19 protein-coding genes and 1 pseudogene are annotated in these 21,503 nt (G+C 70.5%); 7 read left to right on the top strand and 13 right to left on the bottom strand.

Annotated elements, in window-relative coordinates; translation table 11 throughout:
- The first annotated feature begins 54 nt into the window (after positions 1–54).
- The 6 genes from QWJ90_RS04045 (at position 55) to QWJ90_RS04020 (ending at position 6,638) form a co-directional block, all read left to right on the top strand.
- On the top strand, positions 55–1,098 hold the full coding sequence (locus QWJ90_RS04045) for a LacI family DNA-binding transcriptional regulator (RefSeq protein WP_290106385.1): 1,044 nt from the start codon (positions 55–57) through the stop codon (positions 1,096–1,098).
- A 230-nt stretch (positions 1,099–1,328) separates the two neighbouring features.
- A complete protein-coding gene (locus tag QWJ90_RS04040) occupies positions 1,329–2,645 on the top strand; it encodes an extracellular solute-binding protein (protein ID WP_290106383.1) in 1,317 nt (438 codons plus the stop codon).
- On the top strand, positions 2,642–3,583 hold the full coding sequence (locus QWJ90_RS04035; RefSeq protein WP_290106382.1) for a carbohydrate ABC transporter permease: 942 nt from the start codon (positions 2,642–2,644) through the stop codon (positions 3,581–3,583). Before QWJ90_RS04040 ends, QWJ90_RS04035 begins: the two co-directional genes overlap by 4 nt.
- Positions 3,583–4,479, top strand: coding sequence for a carbohydrate ABC transporter permease (locus tag QWJ90_RS04030; protein ID WP_290106381.1), 897 nt, complete (start codon positions 3,583–3,585; stop codon positions 4,477–4,479). The genes QWJ90_RS04035 and QWJ90_RS04030 overlap by 1 nt, the downstream gene beginning before the upstream one ends.
- A gap of 26 nt (positions 4,480–4,505) precedes the next feature.
- Entirely contained in the window at positions 4,506–6,041 is a 1,536-nt protein-coding gene (locus QWJ90_RS04025) for an alpha-N-arabinofuranosidase (protein ID WP_290106380.1), read from the top strand.
- Positions 6,042–6,374: 333 nt separating this feature from the next.
- Positions 6,375–6,638, top strand: coding sequence for a glutaredoxin family protein (locus QWJ90_RS04020; RefSeq protein ID WP_290106379.1), 264 nt, complete (start codon positions 6,375–6,377; stop codon positions 6,636–6,638).
- Between the two features lie 276 nt (positions 6,639–6,914).
- Here QWJ90_RS04020 and QWJ90_RS04015 read toward each other — a convergent pair whose 3' ends face one another.
- From QWJ90_RS04015 to idi, 9 genes are all read right to left on the bottom strand, one after another.
- Positions 6,915–7,337, bottom strand: a complete 423-nt coding sequence (locus QWJ90_RS04015; protein ID WP_290106377.1) for a recombinase family protein — start codon at positions 7,335–7,337, stop codon at positions 6,915–6,917.
- A gap of 82 nt (positions 7,338–7,419) precedes the next feature.
- Positions 7,420–8,598, bottom strand: coding sequence for a ferrochelatase (locus QWJ90_RS04010; protein ID WP_290106376.1), 1,179 nt, complete (start codon positions 8,596–8,598; stop codon positions 7,420–7,422).
- A gap of 30 nt (positions 8,599–8,628) precedes the next feature.
- Positions 8,629–9,489 carry a prenyltransferase gene (locus QWJ90_RS04005; RefSeq protein WP_290106375.1) on the bottom strand — a complete coding sequence of 287 codons (861 nt, stop codon included), beginning with the start codon at positions 9,487–9,489 and terminating at the stop codon, positions 8,629–8,631.
- A complete protein-coding gene (locus QWJ90_RS04000; RefSeq protein WP_290106374.1) occupies positions 9,479–9,802 on the bottom strand; it encodes a lycopene cyclase domain-containing protein in 324 nt (107 codons plus the stop codon). The genes QWJ90_RS04005 and QWJ90_RS04000 overlap by 11 nt, the downstream gene beginning before the upstream one ends.
- Entirely contained in the window at positions 9,799–10,131 is a 333-nt protein-coding gene (locus QWJ90_RS03995; protein ID WP_290106373.1) for a lycopene cyclase domain-containing protein, read from the bottom strand. The genes QWJ90_RS04000 and QWJ90_RS03995 overlap by 4 nt, the downstream gene beginning before the upstream one ends.
- Entirely contained in the window at positions 10,128–11,684 is a 1,557-nt protein-coding gene (gene crtI, locus QWJ90_RS03990; RefSeq protein WP_290106372.1) for a phytoene desaturase family protein, read from the bottom strand. The genes QWJ90_RS03995 and crtI overlap by 4 nt, the downstream gene beginning before the upstream one ends.
- Complete coding sequence (locus tag QWJ90_RS03985) at positions 11,681–12,553, bottom strand: phytoene/squalene synthase family protein (RefSeq protein ID WP_290106371.1); 873 nt, start codon at positions 12,551–12,553, stop codon at positions 11,681–11,683. The genes crtI and QWJ90_RS03985 overlap by 4 nt, the downstream gene beginning before the upstream one ends.
- A complete protein-coding gene (locus QWJ90_RS03980; protein ID WP_290106370.1) occupies positions 12,550–13,581 on the bottom strand; it encodes a polyprenyl synthetase family protein in 1,032 nt (343 codons plus the stop codon). The genes QWJ90_RS03985 and QWJ90_RS03980 overlap by 4 nt, the downstream gene beginning before the upstream one ends.
- Before the next feature lie 14 nt (positions 13,582–13,595).
- Positions 13,596–14,159: an isopentenyl-diphosphate Delta-isomerase gene (idi, locus tag QWJ90_RS03975; protein WP_290106369.1), complete on the bottom strand. Its 564-nt coding sequence runs from the start codon at positions 14,157–14,159 to the stop codon at positions 13,596–13,598.
- Positions 14,160–14,234: 75 nt separating this feature from the next.
- Here idi and QWJ90_RS03970 point away from each other — a divergent pair, with 75 nt between their 5' ends.
- Complete coding sequence (locus tag QWJ90_RS03970; RefSeq protein WP_290106368.1) at positions 14,235–14,813, top strand: MarR family winged helix-turn-helix transcriptional regulator; 579 nt, start codon at positions 14,235–14,237, stop codon at positions 14,811–14,813.
- A 13-nt stretch (positions 14,814–14,826) separates the two neighbouring features.
- Here the strand turns inward: QWJ90_RS03970 and QWJ90_RS03965 are convergent, their stop codons facing one another.
- The 4 genes and pseudogenes from QWJ90_RS03965 to QWJ90_RS03950 all read right to left on the bottom strand — a co-directional run.
- Positions 14,827–16,893, bottom strand: coding sequence for an acyl-CoA dehydrogenase family protein (locus QWJ90_RS03965; protein ID WP_290106367.1), 2,067 nt, complete (start codon positions 16,891–16,893; stop codon positions 14,827–14,829).
- 42 nt (positions 16,894–16,935) lie between these two features.
- Positions 16,936–18,075: an HTTM domain-containing protein gene (locus QWJ90_RS03960; protein ID WP_290106366.1), complete on the bottom strand. Its 1,140-nt coding sequence runs from the start codon at positions 18,073–18,075 to the stop codon at positions 16,936–16,938.
- Positions 18,072–18,821, bottom strand: coding sequence for a DUF5819 family protein (locus QWJ90_RS03955; protein ID WP_290106365.1), 750 nt, complete (start codon positions 18,819–18,821; stop codon positions 18,072–18,074). Before QWJ90_RS03955 ends, QWJ90_RS03960 begins: the two co-directional genes overlap by 4 nt.
- A gap of 138 nt (positions 18,822–18,959) precedes the next feature.
- Positions 18,960–21,503 (bottom strand): annotated as a pseudogene (locus tag QWJ90_RS03950) (hypothetical protein); the annotation flags it as partial.

Below are 21,503 nucleotides of genomic sequence, written 5' to 3'. Positions count from 1 at the left end.
GGCATGTCTCACTTGTGCACGTCATGACCGCCTCTTGGCGTGAACGAGTGGGACATGCCGGATTATCCTGAGCGGATGGCGGGGCGGGCGGGGAGAGCCACCATGAAGGACGTGGCGGCGCTGGCCGGCGTGTCCGCGAAGACCGTCTCGAACGTCGTCACCGGCACCACCTACGTGCGCCCGGAGACGACTGAGCGCGTCGAGGCCGCCATGCGCGAGCTCGACTTCGTGCCGAACCTCAGCGCGCGCGGATTGCGCAACGGCCGCTCCGGCACCATCGCCGTCGCGCTCCCCGACCTCGGCACCGCGTTCTCCGCCGAACTGCTGCACAGTCTCGTCGAGGTGGCGCACGAGCGCGGATTCGCCGTGCAGGTCGAGGAGACCGCCTCCGACCCCGGGCGCGAGTACGAGCTGCTCTCCCGCGCCCGGGCGCATCTCATCGACGGCCTCATCCTCAACCCCATCCGCTTCGAGGACAGCGCCATCGGCCACGCGGACCACCTCCCGCCGGTCGTCCTCATCGGGGAGGTGGAGCAGCGCGTCGCCGACCGCGTGCACGTCGACAGCCTCGCCGCGTCGCGCGAGGTCACGCGGCATGTCATCGCGCAGGGCGCGCGCCGTATCGCGGCGGTGGGCGGGGATGGCGATGACGCGTCGGCGACGGCGACCAGCCGCGAGCGCCTGGCCGGGTATCGCGACGCGCTCGCCGAGGCCGGCATCCCCGCCGACCCGGCGCTCGAGATCAGCAGCCTCCCGTGGACGGTCGGCTCCGGCGCGGCCGCGGTCGAGCATCTCCTCGCCCGGGGGGTGCGCTTCGACGCGATCGTCGCGTTCACCGACTCCCTCGCCGCCGGCGCGCTGCACGCGCTCCACGCGCACGGCTTCCGTGTGCCAGAGGACGTCCTCCTCACGGGATTCGACGACGTCGAGATCGCGCGCTTCACCACCCCCTCGCTCACGACCATCCGCTTCGACCGGCGCACCTTCGCCCGCGAGGCGCTGACCCTGCTCGAGTGGCGCATGGGCGATCGCGCGCACACCCCGCGCGCGGTGCGCGTTCCGTACGAGCTCGTCGTCCGCGGCAGCACGACGCGCTGAGCTGCCGCTTCAGCGCGCAGCTCGCCCCGGCCCGGGACGCAGCGCAGGAGATCCGTGCTCTCAGCGGCGCCCGGGCGGCGTGTTCTCGGGGCCGCTCAGCGCGTGCCCAGCCGGATCTCCTGCATCTGTCCGGCCTCCCCTCTTGCACGCGCTATTACATCGATGTAATGATGGCCGGACCCTGGTCACACAGTCACGAAGGAGTGACGATGGCGCCACCATCGCTTCATATGACGCGCCGGCAGCTGCTCGCCGGCGCCGCCGCCCTCGCGGGAACCGCCTTCCTCGCCGGCTGCACGCCTCCCGGCAGTGCTCGGACCCCGCAGGAGCTGCAGTTCTGGCACCTCCTCAGCGGCGGCGACGGCGTCACCATGTCGGGCCTGCTCGACACGGCGAACGCCGCCCAGTCCGACTACCGCGTCCGGCCCACCGTGCTCGCCTGGGGGTCGCCGTACTACACGAAGCTCGCCATGGCCGCGACCGGCGGGCGCGCGCCCGAGGTCGCCATCATGCACGCGACGCGTGTCGCAGGCTATGCGCCGGGCGGCCTCCTCGACCCGTGGGACGTCGACCGGCTCGCCGAGCTCGGCGTCGACGAGTCCACGTTCCCGGCTCCCATCTGGGAGAAGGGACACGCGGGAGGCGAGCTCTACAGCGTGGCGCTCGACGCCCATCCGTTCGTCCTCATGTTCAACCCGGACATCTGCGACGCGGCGGGCGTGCTCGACAGCGACGGGCGCCTCAACCCCACGCAGAGTCCCGACGAGTTCCTCGAGCTCACGCGCGCGGTCGCGGGCTCCGCCGAGGGGCACGGCCTCTCGTACGGGTACCTCGGCGACGGCGCGCAGATGTGGCGCCTCTTCTACACGCTCTACACGCAGCACGGCCTCGAGATGGAGCTGCCCGAGGGCGGCAAGAGCGAGCTCGATCAGGACGCGGCGGTCGAGTCGCTCACCCTCATGCAGAACCTGCTGGATGGCGAGATCGCAGCCCCGCAGAACGACTACCAGTCGGCGATCGCCGAGTTCGCGACGGGCCGGAGCGGCATGCTCCTCACCGGCGTGTGGGAGCTGCGGACGATGGAGGCCGCGGGCATCCCGTTCGACGCGACGATGATCCCCACGCTGTTCGGCACCGACTCCGTCTACGCCGACTCGCACTCCTTCGTCCTGCCGCATCAGACCGAACCCGACCCCGACAAGCGCGATCTCACGTACCGCTTCGTGGCGGATCTCCTCAAGGGGTCGTTCGACTGGGCGGAAGCGGGCCACATCCCCGCCTACCTCCCCGTCACGCAGTCCCCCGACTACGCCGACCTCGTGCCGCAGGCGCACTACGCGGATGCCGCCGAGCACGTGGCGTACGACCCGCCGGCCTGGTTCACGGGATCCGGCTCCAACTTCCAGGGCGACTTCGGCGCCTCCGTGCAGGACGCGCTGCTGAGCGGCGGCGACCCCGCCGCGGCGATCGCCGACTTCCAGCGCCGGGTCGACGCCGTGCTCTCCAGGCCGAACCCCGCCGACCCCGAGGGGACGTGGCAGTCATGACGACGGCACCGCAGACCACCCGCGCGATCGTCACGGGCGCGGCCCGCGAGCGACCGGGGCACGCGGGAGGCAAGCGCGGCGAGCAGCTCGTGAGCTGGGCGTTCCTCGCCCCGTTCCTCGTCGCGTTCGCGCTCTTCCTCGTCTGGCCCATCCTGCACGGCATCTACCTGAGCTTCACCGACCAGTCGCTCACCGGCGCCGGCGGCGACATCATCGGCTTCGCGAACTACGCCGAGGCGCTCAGCGACCCGACCACATGGCGCTCGATGGGCAACACCCTGCTGTTCACGGTGCTGTCGACGATCCCACTCGTCGTGCTCGCGCTCATCATGGCGGTGCTCGTCGACCGCGGCATCCCGGGTCAGTGGCTGTGGCGGCTGTCGTTCTTCATGCCGTTCCTGCTGGCCTCGACGGTCATCTCGCAGATCTGGGTGTGGATCTTCAACCCGCAGATCGGCGCAGCGAACAATCTCCTCGAGGCCGTCGGACTGCCGCCCATCGCGTGGCTGCAGAACCCCGACACGAACCTCATCGCCATCGTCATCGCGACGGTGTGGTGGACGGTCGGGTTCAACTTCCTGCTGTACCTCGCGGCCCTCCAGAACATCCCCGCCCAGCAGTACGAGGCCGCCTCGCTCGACGGCGCGGGGCCGTGGCGTCAGCTCTGGTCGATCACGATCCCCCAGCTCGGCCCCGCGACCGTGCTCATCGTCATGCTGCAGATCCTCGCGTCGCTGAAGCTGTTCGACCAGGCGTACCAGATGCTCGGCGGCGTCGCGAGCGACACCACGCGCTCCATCGTGCAGTACATGTACGAGGCCGGCTTCGTCGGCTACCGATTCGGCTACTCCGCCGCGATCTCCTACGTGTTCTTCGCGCTGATCGTCGTGATCGGCATCGCTCAGGCGCTCGTCGTCGGGCGCCGGAAGGAGCAGTGATGACCACCCTCACCGAGACCATCGTCGCGCCGACCGGCGCCGGCACGCACGAGCGCAAGCCGGGGTCGAAGCCGTTCAGCCCGCTGCGGATCGTCGCGTTCATCGTGCTGCTGCTGATGGCGATCGGATGGCTGCTGCCGTTCCTCTGGGCGGTCGCGACGGCCTTCAAGACGGAGAACGACGCCGCCTCCGGCGATCCCTCCTGGATCGGGCCGAGCGGGCCGACCACGGGGGCGTTCACGGCCATCCTCTCGCAGGGGAACGTCTGGATCTGGGCCTTCAACAGCCTCTGGACGTCGGTGGCGGTGACCCTGATCACCCTCGCGATCTCGGCGCTCGCGGCCTACGCGTTCTCGCGGATGGACTTCCGCGGCCGCCGGTGGCTCTACGTCGTCGTGATCGCCGGCATCGTCGTCCCGCCGCAGGCGCTCATCATCCCGCTGTTCTACGAGATGCTCGCCTTCCACCTCGTCGACACGCACTGGGGGCTCATCCTCCCCCAGGTGGTGGCGCCGGCGATGGTGTTCATCCTCAAGCAGTTCTTCGACGCCGTGCCGATCGAGCTCGAGGAGGCCGCCCGCGTCGACGGCGCGAGCCGCTTCCGGGTGTTCTGGTCGATCGTGCTGCCGCTGTCGCGGCCGATCCTCGCGTCGGTGGCGATCTTCGTGTTCATCGGCGCGTGGAACAACTTCCTCTGGCCGTTCCTCGTCATCAACGACACCACGCTCATGACCCTGCCGGTCGGCCTGCAGACCGTCATCAGCGCCTACGGCGTGCAGTACGCGCAGATCATGGCGCAGGCCGTGCTCGCCGCGTTGCCGCTCATCATTGTGTTCCTCATCTTCCAGAAGCAGATCGTCAAGGGCGTCGCGACCACGGGCTTCGGCGGCCAGTGACCTCGCGCACGCAGAACAGGAGAACCATGACCAGCGCCCGCATCACCATCGACCGCGACTTCACGATCGCCGACGTGCCGCGGCGGCTCTTCGGCTCGTTCGTGGAGCACATGGGCCGGTGCGTGTACACCGGCATCTACGAGCCGGGGCACCCGCAGGCCGACGAGCGCGGCTTCCGACGCGACGTGCTGCAGCTCGTGAAGGAGCTCGGGCCCACCGTCATCCGCTACCCGGGCGGCAACTTCGTCTCGGGCTATCTCTGGGAGGACGGCGTCGGGCCGGTCGAGAACCGGCCGCGCCGCCTCGACGGGGCCTGGCACACCGTCGAAACGAACGCGTTCGGTCTGCACGAGTTCGTCGACTGGGCCAAGGAGGCCGACGTCGAGATCATGGAGGCGGTGAACCTCGGCACCCGCGGCGTGGAGGAGGCCCGCGCGCTCGTCGAGTACGCGAACCATCCGGGCGGAACGTACTGGTCCGACCTGCGCCGCAAGAACGGCGCGGCGGACCCGTTCGACATCCGCCTGTGGTGCCTGGGCAACGAGTTGGATGGCCCCTGGCAGATCGGCCACAAGGCCGCGGACGAGTATGGCCGGCTCGCGCAGGAGACCGCGAAGGCCATGCGCCTGGTCGACCCGACGATCGAGCTCGTCGCCGTCGGCTCCTCCAGCAGGGAGATGCCGACCTTCGGGACGTGGGAGCACACCGTGCTCACGCACGCGTACGAGGAGGTCGACTACATCTCCATGCACGCGTACTACCAGGAGCACGACGGCGACGCCGCGTCGTTCCTCGCCGAGGGCGTCGACATGGACGCGTTCATCGACGGAGTCGTCGCCACGATCGACGGCGTGAAGGCCGCCGGCAAGCACCGCAAGCAGATCGACATCTCGTTCGACGAGTGGAACGTGTGGGACCAGACCCGGTACAACGAGGTCGAGGCTCACGAGATCGCCGCGGCGGGCTGGCGCGAGCACCCGCGCCTCATCGAGGACACCTACGACGTCACCGACGCCGTCGTCGTCGGCACGCTCCTCCACAGCCTCCTCCGGCACGGCGACCGCGTCCGCATCGCGAACCAGGCGCAGCTCGTCAACGTGATCGCGCCCATCCGCTCAGAGGAGGGCGGCCCCGCCTGGCGTCAGTCGATCTTCTGGCCGTTCGCCCGGATGGCCCAGCTCGCCAAGGGCCGGATCCTGCGGCTCGCGGTCGAGTCGTCGCAGATCCCCACGCGCAAGTTCGGAGACGTCGACGCGGTCGACGCCGCCGCCACGTGGGACGAGGCCGACGGAACCGTCGCGCTGTTCCTCGCCAACCGCTCCCTCGAGGAGTCGGGCGAGGTGACGGTGGACCTCCGCGGGCTCTCGGCCACGGCCATCCGCTCGGCCGAGGTGCTGACCACGCCCGAGGGCGGCGACCGCGGCACGGCGAACGTCGAGGGCGACCAGGATCGGGTCGGGCTCGTGCCCCTGCGCGAGGTCGGCTTCGACGAGGGCACGCTGCGGGCGACGCTCCCGCCGCTGTCGTGGGCGGTCGTCGTGGTGGACGCGGCGAAGGTCTGAGTCCTGCCGCGTCGGCGGGCTCAGCGTCGGCGCCCCAGGCACCGTGTCTCACTCCGGGCGGGAATGACCGGCGGCAAGCCACCAGAAGTGAGACACGGAGCCGTCGCCCCAGGCACCGTGTCTCACTCCGGGCGGGAATGACCGGCGGCAAGCCACCAGAAGTGAGACACAGAGCCGTCGCCCCAGGCACCGTGTCTCACTCCAGGCGGGAATGACCGGCGGCAAGCCACCAGAAGTGAGACACGGAGCCGTCCACCGGCCGCCACACGAACGCCCGCTCGCCGCGCCGGGCTCGCAGCGCCCGCCCGCCGCCACGCGCGTACGCTGGAAGGCATGACGACTCCCGCGAGCAACGAGATCACCATGTTCGGCGCCGAGTGGTGCCGCGACTGCCGCCGCACGAAGGCGCAGCTCGACGGCCTCGGCATCGCATACACGTACGTCGACCTCGAGGCCGACCCGTCGGCGGCGCAGGTCGCAAAGGACATCTCCGGCCGCACGAACATCCCGGTCGTGGTCTACCCCGACGCCACCCATCACGTGGAGCCGACGAACGCCGACGTCGAGGCGAAGCTCAAGGAGCTCTCGCTCATCTGAGGCGGGGCGGGACGGGGCGTTTCGTCTCGCTTCGCTCGCTCAACGTCCGGAGTGAATGACCCAGACGGGGCGTTTCGTCTCGCTTCGCTCGCTCAACGACCGGGAGGAGTGACCCGGACGGAGCGTTTCATCTCGCTTCGCTCGCTCAACGTCCGGGGCGGATGACCCAGGCGAGGCGTTTCGTCTCGCTTCGCTCGCTCAACGACCGGGATGAGTGACCCGGACGGCTCGCTTCGCTCGCTCAACGTCCGGGGCGAGGGGCAGCCCCGAGCGACCTCACGCGTCGTGGAGGTGCTTCTGACCGTGGTCGAGCACCTTCACGACGACGCCGCGACGACTGAGCTCCGCGACCGTGCGAACCTCCTCCGCGGCATCGCGCCCGAGGGCGTGCACGCTCGCGACGACGAGCACATCGCCGCCCTTCAGCCGTGAGAACAGCCGGTGCAGCCGCTCCTCCCACGACTCGAGGATGTCCGGAGCCGGGTGCCGGAAGCCGTCGATCGGCACACCGAAGCGCGCCAGGTCCTCGCGCTGCTGGATGACCGACGGCATGTCATCGCGCTGCACGACGAGGCCCACCAGCCGGGATCCGGCCGGACGCGCCTGCCACCAGCCGCCGTCGCGCTGCAGCTCGACGAAGCACGTCGGGCACTCCGCGGCCTGGTGGATCTCCGCGCCGGCGATCTCCGAGTGAACCATGCTCATCCTCCCCGCTCCATTCTGCCGTGCCGAGGGCGGAGGTTCCCACTCCGCGCCGGCTCCGGCGCGGAGTGGGAGCCGATCACGGCGCGACGCCGGCCGCGGCGGGCTTGAACCCCGCGCGCACGTTCTCGCAGCAGCCGGGGCGGCACACGTCGTACCAGGGGCCGAGCTTCGTGAGGCTCGGCCGCTCCTCCCGCGGCGTAGCGGCCATCCGCTCCTCGACGAGGTCGACGACGCCCGCCACGAAGCGGGGGTCCGCTCCCGGGGTGGGCGTGCGCACGGCCTTGAGGCCCGCCTCCTCGGCGGCCTCCAGCGCCTCCTCATCGAGGTCCCACATGACCTCCATGTGGTCGCTGAGGAAGCCGACCGGCACGATCGCCACGGCCTCCGCCGTCTCGGCGGGGAGCTCTGCGATGCGGTCGCAGATGTCGGGCTCGAGCCAGGGCTGCGACGCGGGGCCCGACCGCGACTGGTACACGAGCTCCCACGAGATGTCGGCGGCCTCCGGCAGGATCTCCCCCACCTTCGCCATGACGACCTCGGCCACGGCCCTGTGCTGCGCCTCGTACGCGCCGCCGGGACCGAAGTCGATGTCGCGGGGGCCCGAGCGCAGCGCATCGTCGACGGGGATGCTGTGCGTCGTGAACAGCACCTTCACCGCCTGCGACGCGACGCCATCCGCGAAGAACCCGCGGACGGCGTCGACCACGCCGTCGACGAACGCGTCGACGAAGCCGGGGTGGTCGAAGAACTGACGCACCTTGTCGATGGTGACCTCGCCGCCGAGGGCGGTCTCCTCCAGCACGCGGGCGAAGTCCTCGCGGTACTGGCGGCAGCTCGAGAACGAGCTGTAGGCGCTCGTCGCCACGGCGAGGAGGCGGGTGCGCCCGTCCTGAGCGGCCTCCTGCACGACGTCGCCCAGGTACGGCGCCCAGTTGCGGTTGCCCCAGTAGACAGGGAGGTCGAGACCGCGACGCGCGATCTCCGCCTCGAGCGCCGCCTTCAGCGCGCGGTTCTGCGCGTTGATCGGGCTGACACCGCCGAAGTGCCGGTAGTGGTGCGCGACCTCCTCGAGCCGCTCGTCGGGGATGCCGCGCCCGCGCGTGACGTTGCGCAGGAACGGGATGACGTCGTCCTGCCCCTCCGGACCGCCGAACCCGGCGAGGAGGATGGCGTCGTATCGCTGGGGTGTCGAGACGAACGGTGCGCCGTCCGCCGAGGCGGGCGACGCATACGGGACGGTGGAGGCCGTGGTCATGGCAGTTCTCCTGTCGGTCATGGCGGATGGTCAGGCGGTCTGCATCGCGAACACGATGAGGATCATCGTGACGACGAAGCCGGCGGCGTAGTTGATCCAGAGGAAGTGGCGCCACCCGCGGTTCGCGCGGGCGGAGTCCGCGTCGGACACACGGGCGAACGGCGCGGCGGCCCACAGATAGGGCAGCGCCAGCAGCGCCGCCCATGCTCCGGGAGACCCCGTTGTCAGCATAAGCACCCCTGCTGCGAGCCAGGCTGCGAGCGCGAACCACACGGTGCGGGCGGCACCCAACACGGTGGCGATGGAGGCGATGCCGCCCTCGCGATCCGGGACGACGTCCTGCACCGCGCCGAACGCATGGCTGGCCATCCCCCACAGCAGGAACGCCGCGAGCACGGTCAGCGCGCCGCGGTCAAGGTCGCCGCCTCCGAGCACGAGCCCGTAGAGCGCGGGGCTCGTGAAGTGGATGCTCGAGGTCAGCGAGTCGAGGAACGGCACCTCCTTGAAGCGGAACGGTGGCGCCGAGTAGGCGACGACGGCGAAGAGGCTCACGGCGAGGATGGCCCAGGACGCGGGCGCCCCGAAGATGAACAGCGCCACGACGAACGGCAGACACGAGAGCGCGGCCGAGAGGAGCACCGTGCGATGGTGCGCGGGTTCGAGGAGCGCACCCTCGACGCCGCCCTTCCGCGGGTTGGCGAGGTCGGACGCGTAGTCGAAGACATCGTTCACGCCGTACATGGCGAGGTTGTAGGGCACCAGGAAGAACAGGGTGCCGACGACGAGCACGACGTCGACCTCGCGGGTGGCGAGCAGGTACGCCGCGGCGAACGGGAACGCGGTGTTGATCCAGCTCAGCGGGCGCGAGGAGAGGAAGAGCTCACGAATCATGTCGCCTCCGGAGGAAGAGCCAGAGGGCGGGCAGCAGGATGGCCGCGGCCAGCGGGTACGTGAAGTCCTCGACCGGGGCGGTTCCGATCCGCATCCCGGAGATGTGGGCGTCCGAGTAGGCGAAGAGCCCTGCGGCGATCATGACGTTGTCGAAGACCGCCGTCAGCACGAGGAGCGCCGCCGCCGCGAGCAGGGCGGCGAGCACGACGTTGCGGACAGGGGGCCGGCTCCCCCGTCTCCGCGCGACGGTCAGGGCGACTGCGGCCACGACCGCGACGCCGAGGAACACCGCGCACAGCAGCGCGTACGTCACGAGCGCGTCCTTCCCGCGTGGCGGGCCAGAAGGCGCTCGGCGCCGCAGAAGAGCACCATCGTCAGCTCGCACAGGAAGAGCAGGAACACCGGTTCCTCCAGCGGCAGCTCCGGCGCGAGGACGATGCCCGTCATGAACGTCGTCTCGGCGCGGAAGAACACGCCCAGGGCGATCCCCGCCGCGTCCCACGCGAGGAAGAAGACGAGTCCGACTGCCAGCACCGCGAGCGCGGTGCGCGGCGCGCGCCAGAGGAACAGGCGGAAGCGCCGGTCGACGACGAGCACGCAGGCGAACGAGACCAGGAGCGCGGCGAGGTAGACGAGATTCACACCGGCTCCGGCTGGGGTTCCGGCAGAGGTCCGGCGGAGACGTCCCCGCGCAGCCGCTTCAGCACGAGCTCCGCGCTGATGAGACACATCGGCAGGCCGATCCCGGGGATGGTCGTGGCTCCGGCGTAGAGGAGGCCGTCGACCCGGGAGGAGACGTTGGATCCGCGCAGGAACGCGCTCTGACGGAGGGTGTGCGCGGGGCCGAGAGCGCCGCCGCGCCACGCGCCGAAGTCGCGCTCGAAGTCCGCCGGCCCGATGCTGCGGCGCACGACGATCCGCTCGGCGAGGTCGGGAACGCCCGCCCAGTCCGCGATCTCCGTGATGGCCGCGTCCACCGTGCGCTCCACGGCCGCGTCACCCGCGCCATCCACCCCGCCGAACCCGATGCCGGTGTCTGCGGGAACCGGCACGAGCACGAAGAGGTTCTCGTGGCCGGCCGGGGCTACCGCGTCATCGGTCGCGCTCGGGCGGCACACGTACAGCGACGCGGGGTCGGGAATCGAGGGCTCGCGGCCGTGGATGGCCTCGAAGCCGCGGTCCCAATCGCGCGTGAAGAACAGCGTGTGGTGCGCCAGCTGCGGCAGCTCGCCGCGCACGCCGAGCAGGGCGAGCACCGCTCCGGGGCCCGGATCCCGCCGGTCCCACCACGCGGCGCTGCGTGAACGGCTGGCCGACGGGAGGAGGCGCTCGGTCACATGCAGGTCGGCCGACGAGACGACGGTGTCGGCGAGGAGCTGCTCGCGCGTGCCATCCGCGCCCTCGATCTCGACGCCGCAGGCGGCACCATCCTTGACGAGGATGCGGGTCACAGGAGCACCCGTGCGCAGCTCGACCCCGTTCGCCGCGGCGAGGCGCGCGATCGCGTCGATCACCGCGCCGAATCCGCCCCGCGGGTACAGCACCCCCTGCCCCACGTCGAGGTGGCTCATCAGGTGGTACATGGCGGGGGCGCGCGAGGGCGAGGTGCCGAGGAAGACCGCCGGGTACCCGAGAACTTGCCGCAGCCGCGGGTCGTCGGCGTGACGGGCGATGAAGCGCTCCATCGGCTCGGCGAGCAGGCGTGCGAGCCGCGGCAGCCGCGCCAGCGTGGACGAGTCGAGCAGCGGGCGCATCGACTCGAACGTGCTGTAGAGGAACTTCGCGGTGGCCAGCCCGTACGTCTCCTCAGCCGAGGCGAGGTAGGCGTCGATCCGGCCGGCGGACGCGGGGTCCAGTGCCCGCAGCGCCTCGCGGGCGCCCTCCGCAGGGAGATCGAACGACTCGTCGTCGCCTTCGAAGTACACGCGGTACGCCGGGTCGAGCGGCACGAGGTCGAGCTGCTCGGCCGCGGACGTGCCGAGCAGCCGGAAGAAGTGATCGAAGACCTCCGGCATGAGGTACCACGAGGGGCCCGTGTCGAAGACGAAGCCGTCGGCGCTCCACCGGCCCGCGCGTCCGCCCAGGTCGTCGCGCGCCTCGAGGAGCGTGACGTCGGCCCCGTCGTGTGCGAGGAGCGCCGCCGTTGCGAGCCCCGAGATGCCGCCGCCGATGACGAGGACCCGTCGTGCGGTCATGCCGCTCCTTCTCTCGTGCCGCGCACCATGGCAGCGGCGATCACCCGGAGCTTCTCGCTCGTCGGAACCGACACGCGCCGCACGAGGAGCTCCCCCGCCGGTGCCGCGCGCAGCAGGTCGTTGAGGCGGCCGAACAGGTCGGCCGCCGCCGTCGTCGCGCGCCGGGAGGCGGGCGGAAGGCGCACGATCGCGGCGCGGGCGACGGCGAGGTCGTCATCGATCTCCGCGACGATCCGGAGCTTGTCGGCCTCGGTGAACGCGTGCGGGTCGACGCCCGGGAAGTACGAGCGCCCCAGCCCGTCGCAGTCCTCGGCGAGGTCGCGGAGGAAGTTCACCTTCTGGAACGCGGCGCCGAGGCGCCGGGCGCCCTCCTCCATCGCCTCGTCGATCACGAGGCGGGGGTCCTCTTGGGCGAACCCGCGCAGGCACATCGACCCGACGACCTCCGCGGAGCCGTGGATGTACCGCCGGTACGTCGCGTCGTCCGAGATCTCCACGCCGTCGGCGTCCATCCGCATCGAGGCGAAGAACGCACGCACGAGGTCCTCGCCGATGCCGGTGCGCCGCGCCGTGTGCGCGAACGCGTGCACGACGAGGTTGGCGCTGAAGCCCGACGACATCGCGCGCACCGTCTCCTCCTCGAGGGCGTCGAGGACGGCGCGCTTCTCGCCCGCGTCGAGCCCGGCCTCCGCCGCCGGGCCGTCGACGATCTCATCGGCCACGCGCACGAGCGCGTACACGTCGGAGATGCAGGCGCGCACCTCGGATGGCAGGAGCCGGCTGGAGAGGCCGAACGACGTCGAGTAGGCGGTGATGACGCGGGCTGCCGCGGCCCGCGCTGTGCGCGTGTAGAGGTCCAGACCGCTCATGCGTCGCGCTCCGCACAGCGCACGGTGAGGGCGTCGAGCTCCTCGCGCAGGCCATCGGGAAGCGGCGCGTCGGCGATCTCCGCGCGCGTGATCGCGCACTGCTCCGCAATGACGCGCTCGATCTCGGCGGCGGCGCCGCTCGCGACGAGCGCGTTCCGCAGCAGGGCGGCGCCCTCCTCCTCCAGCGACCGCCGACCGAAGAGGTGACGGACCTCGCGCCAGGCGGCCTGGTCCTCGGCGAACGCGATGAGCAGGGTGCGCTTGCCCTCGCGCAGATCGCCCAGGGCGGTCTTGCCCGTGCGCGACTCGACGCCGAAGACGCCGAGCACGTCGTCGCGCAGCTGATAGAGGAAGCCCATCTGCGTGCCGATCCGCTGCAGGGAGGCATCGACGAGCGGGCCGGCGCCGGCGAGTGCGGCGCCGGCGCGCAGCGGGGCCGCGAAGGAGTAGCTGGCCGTCTTCTGCTCCATCATGCGGACGATGTCGGCGGCCTCGGCGGGCATCGTGTCGTGCGCGAATCCGATGTCGGCGTGCTCCCCCGCGGAGGTGAGGAAGAGGCAGTCGTCGATGATCTCGTGAACGGCCACCCGGGCGGGGCTCTCGATCCGGGCGACGAGCGCGTGGACGGCGCTCAGCAGCAGGTCCCCCGCGAGCAGCCCGGATGCCTGACCCCAGGCGGTCGCAGCGTCGGCGCTCGTGCCCGCATCCATCGCCTCCGCGGTGAACGTGCCGGCGAGGTTCGGCCTGCCGCGCCGCACGAGGTCGCCGTCGAGCAGGTCGTCGTGGAACAGCAGAGCGGTGTGCAGCAGCTCGAAGGCGGCGGCCGCGGTGTGGGCAGCCGCCTCGTCGATGCCGCCGAGCTCGGCGTGCGCGGTGAGGACCAGCCGCGGCCGCAATCGCTTCCCACCCCGCACGGCCTCGGCCATCCGCCGCCAGAGCGCGGCGTAGGCCGGCCCGAGCTCCTCGGCGCGTGCCTGCCGCTCGGCGAAGAACGTCTCGAGCATCGCGCTCAGCGCGTCGTGTGCCATGGTGTCGCTCGTCATCATGTCACCGCACCCCGCCACGCGGCGCCGCTGATGGCGCCGCCGGGCGAGAGCTCCCTGGCCTGCAGCACGAGCCAGGGGCTGAACGCCCACGGGGCCGCGTCGAGCGCCGTCGCCAGATCGTCCGCATCCGCCCACCTCACGTCCATCGCCTCGTCCGGGGCGGGAGCCGGCTGGTCGTCGGCGACCGCGAAGTAGACGGGACAGACCTCATTCTCGACCATGCCCGACGCATCCACGGCGCGATAGCGGAAGTCGGGCAGCACCAGGCGCACATCGCGCAGGACGAGGCCGAGCTCCTCCTTCGCCCTCCGCTCGAGAGCGGCGGGAATCGCCTCGAAGGGGCTCGGATGGCCGCAGAACGCGTTCGTCCAGGTTCCCGGCCACGTGCGCTTCGAGAGCGCACGACGCGAGAGGAGGATCCTCCCTCGTGGATCGAGGACGTGGCAGGAGAAGGCGAGGTGGAGCGGCGTGCTCTCGGTGTGGACGGTCGCCTTGGGCGCCGCGCCGACCGAGCGCCCCTCATCGTCGAGGAGCACCACGCGCTCGACTGCAGTCGTCATCCGTCTCTCCTTATGATCTTTCCCCAAGCTAGCTATCAACGTAGCTGATTTCAATATAAGGAGTAAGCTCGAGCCGTGCCTGAAGACAAGTCGCCGACGGAGGAGCCGTTCTCGCTGCTCGATCCGCGGGTCGTCGACCCGGACGAGGAGCTGGTCCAGCGCGCCCACCTTCCGGCCGAGGAGATCACGCAGGTCGTCCGCGTCCTCGAGGCCATGAAGAGGTGGCGCGACACGGAGGCCGAGCTGAGCGAGGCGTCGCGGCGCTACATGAAGCTCGGCACCACCGACATGCGCGCGCTGCGCTACCTGATCGCCGCGCAGCGTCACGGCGCGGTCGTGACGCCCAGCTCGATCGCCGCTCACCTCGGCATCTCCACGGCCTCGACCACGAAGCTGCTGGATCGGCTGGCCGCGGGCGGCCACGTGCGGCGCCTGCCGCACCCGACCGACCGCCGCAGCCTGGCCATCGAGGTCAGTGAGGAGACCAGCGTCGCCGCTCGCGCGACCGTGGGCCGCATCCACGCCCGCCGGTTCGACGTCGCGGCATCATTGGCCCCCGAGGAGCGCGAGGTGATCATCCGGTTCCTCGACGAGCTGGTCGCGACCGCCGAGGACCTGAGGCACCCCGACGACGCGGACGTCGCCGAAGCGTGAGCACGTCGCGCGCTCAGCGCTTCTGCTTCTTCTCCTTCACGGGAGCATCGCCGCTCGCGGCCAGCGCCGCGTAGTAGGCGGCCGCCTCCTCCTGGCGCTCCTGCTCCCGGCCCGAGGCGATGGGCGCGCGGACGTGCTCGGGGGCGAGGCCGAAGGCGTCGACGAGGTCCTGCGCGTGCGGCCGGAGGCGCGCGCAGAGGCGGTCGATGTACCGGGACACCGCGGCCGCGCGCTGCGTCGACAGGCGCCCGTGCAGCAGGTACCAGGCGAGGTGCTTCTCGATGAGGCTGAGGCCGAAGAGGTCGCGCAGCCAGGTGAGCACCTGCCGCGTGCCGTCGTCGTCGACCTGGCCCAGGGCATCCGTGAAGGCCTCCCACTGCAGGAGCTCACCGTGGGCGCGCGCGGCCTCCAGCAGCTCGACCTGGTTCTCGTTGAAGAGGTCGCTCGCCTGCGCCGGCGTCAGCCGCGACGCCAGGCGCAGGCGGCCCGCGACATCGGCGACCATGCGCTGCACGCGGTCGGTGAGCAGCTGCTGCTGGTCGTCGGCGCGCAGACCCAGCTCGACGGAGCGGGCGGTGGATCCCCGGTCGGCCACGGCCTGGCCGAGACGGCGGAGCCCCGCACCGTGGAAGATCTTGCCCGCGGTCTCGCCGACGGCGTAGCGGGCAAGGGCACGGGCGTCCTTGCCCTTGAACTGCGCGCCGTAGTCGGTGAGGAGGCGCTTTCCGACGAGCTGCAGCAGGACGTTGTTGTCGCCCTCGAACGTCGTGAAGACGTCGAGATCCTGGTGGAGCGTGACGAGGCGGTTCTCGGCCATGTAGCCCGCGCCGCCGCAGGCCTCGCGGCATTCCTGCAGGGTCGCGAGGGCATGCCATGTCGACAGCGGCTTCAGCGCCGCCGCCAGCGTCTCGAGGTCTTGCCGGTTCTCGTCGGTGTCGGCCTCGCCGCTGAAGACGCCGTCGAACTTCACCAGCAGCTCGTCGTGCGCGAACGACTGCGCGTACGTGGTGGCGAGGAGCGGCAGGAGGCGGCGGCGGTGCTTGCCGTAGTCCAGCAGCACCGTCTCCCCCGTGCCGCTGCCGCTGTCGAACTGCCGGCGCTCGTTGCCGTAGGTGACGGCGATCTTCAGTCCGAGCGCGGAGGCCAGCGTGCCGGAGCCGTCGAGCGAGACCCTGCCCTGCACGAGCGCGCCGAGCATCGTGAAGAAACGGCGGCCGGGGCTCGCAATCGGGCTGGTGTAGGTGCCGTCCGGTGCGACGTCGCCGTACCGGTTCAGCAGGTTCTCCCGCGGGACGCGCACGCGGTCGAAGTGAAGTCGTCCGTTGTCGATGCCATTGAGCCCGCCCTTGACGCCGTCGTCCTCGCCGCCGACGCCGGGCAGGAAGACGCCCTGCTCGTCGCGGATGGGCACGAAGAAGCAGTGCACCCCGTAGTCGACGCCGCGGGAGATGAGCTGCGCGAACACCGTCGCGGCCTTCCCGTGCACCGCGGCGTTTCCCAGGTACTCCTTCCACGCCCCGCGGAACGGCGTGTGAATGACGAACTCTTCCGTCTCAGGGTCGTAGGTCGCCGTCGTGCCGATCGACTGGACATCCGAGCCGTGTCCGGTCTCGGTCATCGCGAAGGCGCCCGGGATCTTCAAGCTCATGATGTCGCGCAGCCACCGGTCGTGGTGCTTCTGGGTGCCCAGCTGCAGAACGGCGCTGCCGAAGAGGCCCCACTGCACGCCCGACTTGATCTGCAGGCTGGGGTCGGCGAGGACCAGTTCCTCGAAGCCGGCGAGGTTGCCGCCGTTGGTGTTGCTCCCGCCGTACTCGAGCGGGTAGGCGCGCGCTCCCGCCCCCAGATCGGCGAGACGCTGCGTCTGATCGAGCACCCGCTCGCGGTGCGCGTGGTGGCTGAGGCCGTCGATCCGCCAGAACGCGGAGTCCTTGATCATCTCGCGGGCTTCGAGCCGGATCTCCGCCCAGGTGCCGAGCAGCATCCGATTGACGCGGGAGATGTCGATGCGGGCGTCGTCGGCCTCAGCGGCGACCGGGCGCGTGCTGGGCTGGACGGGGCGAACGACTGTGTCGACCATGAGTCACACCTCTTCTACGGGGTGGGAAGGATGGTCTCCACGTTAGGCCTTCGACAACACCCTCGCAGATGATTTGTCCCGACCGGACAGGTCCGCATCGTCACGGTCGTCGAGAGCGTTGTCTGTCGACGACATATCGCCCGGTCGGGGCTCCTCGCGGAAGCTCGTGCGCACGAGTTCGAGCGCACGCCGCCAGGTGCGATCGCGGATGAAGATGAAGTCGATGCCGATCATCGCCAGCGAGAACCACGGCAGGCCCATGAGGACCCCGATGCCGATGTGGAAGCTCATGATGCCGAAGAGCGCGATGATGCGCGTCGGGCGCGACAGCAGCATGAAGGGGAAGGCGATCTGCAGGATGATCGAGCCCCAGCTCGCGATCGTCACCGCGGGCCCCCACGCCGTCACGAGATCGCTGAGCACCGGCCACGTGCCGAACCGCTCCGTCATGAGCGGCGCGTAGACCGCGTACCCGCCCGACCACGGCTCGCCGCCCGCCTTGTACAGACCGCCCGAGGCGTAGACGAAGCACACCTGGGCGGTCAACGCGACGAGCGCGAGATTGTGCAGAAGGGTGCTGATCTCGCGGGGCAGGATGGTTCGATCCCCGTTTCGCGCGCGGCGGCGCGCATCGAGGGACCAGCGCGCGGCGGGGTCGGCGAAGAAGAGCAGGAGCAGGACGATCCGGTACATGTTGTCGCCCTGGTCGCCGACGGCGTCGTTCATCTCGATGAAGCTGATCCACAGGACGAAGTAGACCGGCAGGACGACCTTGAAGCGCCATCCGATCGTGAAGAGCACCGCGAGGGCGAGAAGGACGAGGTAGAGCACGGTGAACAGGGTGTCGTCCAGTCGCACCCGGTCGAACCAGCTGAAGAGCCAGATCTTCGGGAACTCGCTGACCGGCTCCGCCGCCTCGCCGTTCCACGCGGAGCCGGACCCGAAGGTGTAGAGGCGGCTCGAGAAGTTCGTGAGCAGCAGGCCGATGCCGGTGAGACCGAGCAGGATGCGGGTGACGGCGATCCCGTAGAGCGACTTCTTCGAATCCAGCAGCCAGGACTCTCCGAACAGCCACACCCCCCGAACCGCTCCCGCGACGATGCGCCAGAGCTCGACGAGGAGCCGAGCCATGGCGCGGGGCGCCCGCGCGGCGACGGCGCTCGCCGTCGTGCGGCCGCTCACTCGCCCATCCGCTCGTACGCGCGGCGGAAGACGTCGGCGAACGCCTCCTGCGACTGGCCATCCTCGATGACCAGCGCGCGCCATCCGGTCGGCGAGTACTGGATGGCCGGGCGCTCTGCTTCGGGGTCGTGACGGTCTTCGAACGGGATGACGTTCTGTCGCGTCGCCCGGAACTGGACCCGTTCCACGTCGTCTCCCCAGATCGCGTAGGCCACCTGCGTGGCGTACGCAGTGGCGCGATGCTCTTGGTCGACGTAGTTCGCGACGACGTCCTCGTCGCCATACGCGATCATGGCCTCGGCCATCCGGTCCTCCCACGCGTCCTTGAAGTAGTTGAGCTCGGCGACAGCCTGCTGGTCCTCGTTCAAGTCCGCCCAGGCGCCCTTGAACTGGCTTGAGACGTCCATCGCCTGGATGCCCGCACGGGGCGTGAAGAGGTGGTACCGGATCATCGACAGTTCGACATCGCTCGCGCTGACCCACTCCGTCTCCTCGCCGTCGACAAGCGCACGGACCTCGAAGCGGTAGTCGCCGTTGATCGGCTCGGGAGCGAACACGCTCCAGGACTGCCCGAAGACGGGGAGCATGTACGCCGAAAGCGCCTTCTGCCCGACGACCTCACGGAGCGGCGAATAGGGCGCGATCCACAGAAATGACGCGAGCACGTGCCAGGCCGTGACGGCGACGGCGAGCACCATGACGACGCGGGTGACGACGCGACGACGCGGAAGGGTCTTATCGGGCACCGAGAGGCCTCCAGAAGCCGGAAGTTCTGCGAACCGACGATGCCCCGGTGAGGTGATCACCGGGGCACCGTCGATTTCCTGAAAGGTTACCGGGTGCCTCGAGCGGATCGCGCTCGAGGCACCCGAGTCACGCCTGGATCAGACGCTCGCTTCTCGTCGCCGGAGCGCGAGCCAGATGGCCGCGCTTCCGAGGAGCATCGCGACGGCCAGACCGCCGAGCGGTGCGCTCAGGTCGCCGCCCGTGGGCGACAGCTGACCCTCGCGGGCGTAGACCTCGAAGGTGTCGTCCACCGACCCGGAGGTCGCGCCGACGAGCTCCACGCGGTGCTCACCCAGCGACGTCCCGGCCGCGATGGTCCACGTGAAGGTCACGTCGCCGTTTTCGTCGGCGATCTGCGTGCCGAGGTCCTGCGGCGTCGAGTACATGGTCGCCGCGACCTTCTCACCCGGCTCGAAGCCGTGACCGTAGGCGGTCTGCTGCTCCCCGACCATGCGGCGCTCGAGCTTCAGCGACATCGAGATGCCGCTGTCGCCGTCGCTCGACCCGTCGGCGTTCGACGAGGACGTCGCGTTCGAGGAGTCATCGCCGCCGTCCGCCGACGAGTCGGCGTTCGAGGACGAATCCGCGGTCGAAGACGAGTCGACGTTCGAGCCGTCGGCACCGCCGTCCGCGTTTCCTGCCGCCGTCGAGGACGCATCCGACGAGGAGTCCGCGTTGGACGCCGCAGCAGCCGCAGCCGACGCATCGCCCTCCGCAGCCGACGACGCGTCCGCGTTGGAAGCCGACGACGCGTCAGCGTTCGACGCCGCCTGAGCAGCCGCCTGCGCCGAAGCGTTCGCCTCCGAGGAGACATCCGTCGACGCATCGCTCGACGCATCCGCGTTCGCCGCCGACGAAGCAGCAGCCGTCGCGTCCGCGTTTGCCGCAGCAGTCGCAGCCGTCGAAGCGTCAGCCTGAGCAGCAGCCTGTGCTGCGACCTGAGCCGACGCGTTGCTGTCGTCATCGGCGTTGGCCGACGCGGCAGCCGAAGCCGACGCATTCGCGTTGGCATCGCTGTCCGCGGCCGTATCGGCCTGGGAGTCGTCGCCGTTCGCGTCCGCGTCCGCCGTGTCGTCCGAGCCATCTGCAGCACCGTCAGCGTTTCCTGCCGCCGCCGAGGAGGCATCCGACGAGGAGTCCGCGTTGGACGCCGCAGCAGCCGCAGCCGACGCATCGCCCTCTGCAGCCGACGACGCGTCCGCGTTCGAAGCCGACGACGCGTCAGCGTTGGACGCCGCCTGAGCAGCCGCCTGCGCCGAAGCGTTCGCCTCCGAGGAGACATCCGTCGACGCATCGCTCGACGCATCCGCGTTCGCCGCCGACGAAGCAGCAGCCGTCGCGTCCGCGTTTGCCGCAGCAGTCGCAGCCGTCGAAGCGTCAGCCTGAGCAGCAGCCTGCGCAGCGGCCTGAGCCGACGCGTTGCTGTCGTCATCAGCGTTCGCCGAGGCCGCGGCCGACGCCGAAGCGTTGGCGTTCTGGTCAGCATCCGCATCGGCAGCCGTGTCGGCCTGCGTGTCGTCACCATCGGCAGAGCCGTCGGCATTCGATGCCGCCGCCGAGGACGCATCCGACGAGGAGTCCGCGTTGGACGCCGCAGCAGCCGCAGCCGACGCATCGCCCTCCGCAGCCGACGACGCGTCCGCGTTCGAAGCCGACGACGCGTCAGCGTTCGACGCCGCCTGAGCAGCCGCCTGCGCCGAAGCGTTCGCCTCCGAGGAGACATCCGTCGACGCATCGCTCGACGCATCCGCGTTCGCCGCCGACGAAGCAGCAGCCGTCGCGTCCGCGTTTGCCGCAGCAGTCGCAGCCGTCGAAGCGTCAGCCTGAGCAGCAGCCTGCGCAGCGGCCTGAGCCGACGCGTTGCTGTCGTCATCAGCGTCGGCCGACGCCCCAGCAGAAGCCGAAGCATTGGCGTTCGCCTCGACGTCCGCGTCCGAGACGACGACGAGGTCGTCGGTTGCGACGGGTTCGTCGCTCACCGCCGGGTCGCGAGCCTCGAGCGTGTAGTCACCGTCGGTCGCGGTGTCCGGAAGCGGGAACGTGGTCCCCTCCGGGATCGTGCCCTCCGGCGTCGACGTGAAGGTCACGACGACCGGGTTGCCATCGGCGTTCTCGACGGGGTTGCCCTCGTCGTCGACCACGACCAGCTCGATGTCGGTGCTCGGCGGGAAGCCCTCACCCGTCACGGGTACGTCCGTGCCCGGCTCGGCGGGGTCATCCGCCGCCACCGTCGGCGCGAACACCGGCTGCGCATCCGCCGCCTCGAGGTCACCGCTCACAGCCACCAGCGTGTAGTCACCGGCATCGACGTCACCACCCAGCGGCAGCACCGCGTCGGCGGGGAAGGAGCCGGTCTCATCCGTTTCGACCTCCGCAGGACCAGCCATGACATTGCCCTCTTCGTCCTCGAGGGTCACCGTCACCGTCGAGCCGGCCGGCCAGCCGTCACCCGAGATCGGCAGGTCGAGCCCCGCGTAGGCAGGGTCCGTTCCGACGACCGACTGAGCCGCAGCACCGACGACGAGGTCGTCGGTTGCGACGGGTTCGTCGCTCACCGCCGGGTCGCGAGCCTCGAGCGTGTAGTCACCGTCGGTCGCGGTGTCCGGAAGCGGGAACGTGGTCCCCTCCGGGATCGTGCCCTC

The organism is Microbacterium oryzae, from assembly GCF_030406385.1.
In the GTDB taxonomy this organism is placed as follows: domain Bacteria; phylum Actinomycetota; class Actinomycetes; order Actinomycetales; family Microbacteriaceae; genus Microbacterium; species Microbacterium oryzae_A.
Note: the sequence above shows the minus strand (reverse complement) of the source record. Positions and strands in the feature narration are given on the sequence as shown.